Source organism: Sulfitobacter sp. HI0129 (assembly GCF_001635395.1).
GTDB lineage: Bacteria > Pseudomonadota > Alphaproteobacteria > Rhodobacterales > Rhodobacteraceae > Sulfitobacter.
In genome coordinates this window covers 1-2,845 of sequence record NZ_LWGH01000499.1, presented here as the reverse complement: position 1 = coordinate 2,845, position 2,845 = coordinate 1, and the positions used below count along the sequence as shown (strand labels likewise).

The 2,845-nt window shown below is 63.4% G+C and carries 3 protein-coding genes and 2 pseudogenes; 3 read left to right on the top strand and 2 right to left on the bottom strand.

Annotation, left to right across the window (positions count from 1 at the left end; genetic code table 11):
• A pseudogene (locus A3764_RS26020) lies at positions 1-587 on the top strand (MFS transporter); the annotation flags it as partial.
• Here the strand turns inward: A3764_RS26020 and A3764_RS13665 are convergent.
• A pseudogene (locus tag A3764_RS13665) lies at positions 582-1,316 on the bottom strand (MFS transporter); the annotation flags it as partial. The pseudogenes A3764_RS26020 and A3764_RS13665 overlap by 6 nt on opposite strands.
• A 142-nt stretch (positions 1,317-1,458) precedes the next feature.
• Positions 1,459-2,004, bottom strand: coding sequence for an acyl-CoA thioesterase (locus A3764_RS13660; RefSeq protein ID WP_067926575.1), 546 nt, complete (start codon positions 2,002-2,004; stop codon positions 1,459-1,461).
• Positions 2,005-2,144: 140 nt separating this feature from the next.
• Between A3764_RS13660 and A3764_RS13655 the strand changes: the two genes are divergently transcribed.
• On the top strand, positions 2,145-2,432 hold the full coding sequence (locus tag A3764_RS13655; RefSeq protein ID WP_067926578.1) for a YggT family protein: 288 nt from the start codon (positions 2,145-2,147) through the stop codon (positions 2,430-2,432).
• A gap of 103 nt (positions 2,433-2,535) precedes the next feature.
• Positions 2,536-2,845 (top strand): DEAD/DEAH box helicase (locus A3764_RS13650; RefSeq protein WP_150122181.1); only part of this gene is annotated, 310 nt, incomplete at its 3' end.

Genomic DNA, 2,845 nt, shown 5'->3' with positions numbered 1-2,845 from the left:
GCGTGCTGGCGCTGATCGTGATGATCGCGCTTTTTCAGGCAACGCCATCGGGGGTGACGATGGCAGGGCTTCCCCCGCTATTCGGGCTGGACCCGGAGACCGGCGCCGATACCCGTATCGTCGGCCCCTTCACCGCCGTCTGGTACGTGATATTCATGATCCCCTTCTTCCTCTATATCCGCGACCAGCCGGCGCCTGCGGCGGCGCGCTACCGGGTGGGTCAGGGGTTGCGCGATCTGGTCCGTACCCTGCGGCGGTTGCCCCGCCACCCGTCGCTAATGGCCTATCTCGGTTCCTCCATGTTCTACCGCGATGCGCTCAACGGGATGTATACCTTCGGCGGTATCTATGCTCTCGGCGTGCTGGAATGGTCTATCATCGATATCGGCATCTTCGGCATCCTTGCCGCGATTTCCGGCGCGGTATTCTGCTGGGTGGGCGGCCGGGTGGATCGGCGCGTGGGGCCGATGCCCGTGATCGTCTTCTGCTGTGTCGTTCTGATCCTCACCGGCTGCCTGATCATTTCGCTCACGCCCGTTTCGGTACTGGGCATTGCACTGCCCGAAGGCTCCCCCCTGCCGGACATCCNGNANCCCNTGACCCACCCGGTAGCGCGCCGCCGCAGGCGCCGGCTGGTCGCGGATATAGAGGAAGAAGGGGATCATGAATATCACGTACCAGACGGCGGTGAAGGGGCCGACGATACGGGTATCGGCGCCGGTCTCCGGGTCCAGCCCGAATAGCGGGGGAAGCCCTGCCATCGTCACCCCCGATGGCGTTGCCTGAAAAAGCGCGATCATCACGATCAGCGCCAGCACGCCACCCGCATAGCCGAATGCCCAGCCGGAGCCTGATATGCGACCGCGCTCGGCAGGGTCGGGGTGCAGTTCCGGCAGATAGGAATTGGTGAAGATCGTGGCAAATTCCATCCCGATCAACCCAATGCCGAAGAACAGGAGCGCCAAGGGGACGGAAAAGCTCTGCGGCGCTGTCCACCATAGCCCGGCGGAACCCACCACGTAGAGCGCCGAGAAGAGCCAGATCCATGGCAACCGCCTGCCGGAGGAATCGGCCACCGCGCCGAGGATGGGCGCCAGCACCGCGATCAGCACACCCGCGACTGTCAGCCCGTAGCCCCAGTAGGCCTGCGCCTGCGCCTTTGCCGCACCGGGTTCCATGCCGTTTTCGATCAGCGCGGTCGTCGCCGTTTGCGCGAAGTAGGGGCCGAAAATGAAGGTCAAGAGCAGGGTATTGTAGGGCTGACTGGCCCAATCGAAGAAATACCAGCCCCAGATACGCTGTTTGACCGTGCCCATTCTTTCTGCCCTCCCGCCGTTGCGGAAAGGTAGAGCAGGGGCACCGCGTTGCTGCAAGCAATGATTGCAGCACGAACGTGACGACAACCAAGCCGCGCGGGTGTCTGAGGTCATCGACGCGATGAAGCACTGACCTTTGGCGTCAGCTTTGCATCTGCATCGGCGGCCACGCCCTGTCGGCCTCCGCTGCGACCCAGCGGGCGACCCAATCCGGCATGGGGGGCGATGTGTCCGCCCGACCCATGGCTGCAAGGATGCGCGGCGGCGGGATTAACCCCTTCGCATCGGTCAGTGCTGTGCGGTAGAGCACGTGGCTTGCACATTCTCCGTTGCCCTTCCACATGCTCTGTTCCAGATAGATGAACCTGTCGTCCCAGCAGGTCAGTCTGCTGCGCATCTCGAACCGCTCGAACCCGCGGATGCGACGGCGAAAGCGTGTGCTTGTCCCCGCAACCGTCATGCCCCAGCCTTCGCGCCGCAGTACGGCGATGAGCCCGAGCCGCTGCGCCAGCGCGGTCCGCCCCAGATCGTAAAGCGACAGCGCCCGCCCGTTATTGAGTTCGAGCCAAAAATCCAGATCATGCGGCCAGCACCTGTGATGGCTCACATGAACCTCCGTCAGCGAGGCCAAAGCGGGCTGCCGCCGGGCACGAAGCAGATCCTTGGTCATGCGCACGAAGGGAAACATCGGAATCCTCGGTTGGTCTGGGAAAGACGCGGGATTGCTTTTCCGAGCGGACGGGGTGGCGGTCAACGACAACCTCGCGGCACCCTTGCCCTTTGGTGTCGCGCCCTTTATCTCAACCACGTCTCGCGAAAGGGTACGCCATGGCCTCGTTGTTCCAAATCATCATGCTGCTGCTGGACATTGTCTGGTTCGTCATCATTGCGCATGTGATCATGTCGTGGCTGATCAACTTTCAGGTTCTCAACCTGCGCCAGCCGCTGGTGGCCCAGATCTGGGACGGCCTCAACCGGCTGCTGGAGCCGCTCTATAGCCGGGTCCGGGCCTTTCTGCCCGCCATGGGCGGCCTTGATCTTGCCCCGCTGGTGGTTCTGATCGCGGTGGCGATCCTGCGGATTGTCCTGATCAACAACGCGCCCGCGTTCTACTGACCGGATGCGCCCCCGTCGCGGGGGCGAAACCGGGTGGGGCCTTGCCCCGGATGCCGCCCTGTGGGACCTTGGGCGAAAAAGCGAAAACCCCTCCCGAGGTCATATGACAGGCGCTTCCACGCTTCTTCAGAACGTATTCGGATTCGATTCCTTCCGGCCCGGGCAGGAACCGATCGTCGACGCGGTGACGGCGGGGGAAAACGTGCTGGCGATCATGCCCACGGGTGGCGGTAAATCCCTATGTTTTCAACTTCCTGCCCTGCTGCGTGACGGGGTGACGGTGGTGATATCCCCCCTGATTGCCCTGATGCGGGATCAGGTCCGGAGCCTGCAGGAAGCGGGCGTGGCGGCAGGGGCGCTCACCTCCGGAAACACGCCGGAAGAAACGGACGCCGTATGGGAGGCGCTGGAAA

Excerpts from the sequence above, each read along its gene's own strand:
- A3764_RS13660 (WP_067926575.1), bottom strand. The coding sequence starts at position 2,004 with ATGTTTCCCTTCGTGCGCATGACCAAGGATCTGCTTCGTGCCCGGCGG.
- A3764_RS13655 (WP_067926578.1), top strand. The coding sequence starts at position 2,145 with ATGGCCTCGTTGTTCCAAATCATCATGCTGCTGCTGGACATTGTCTGG.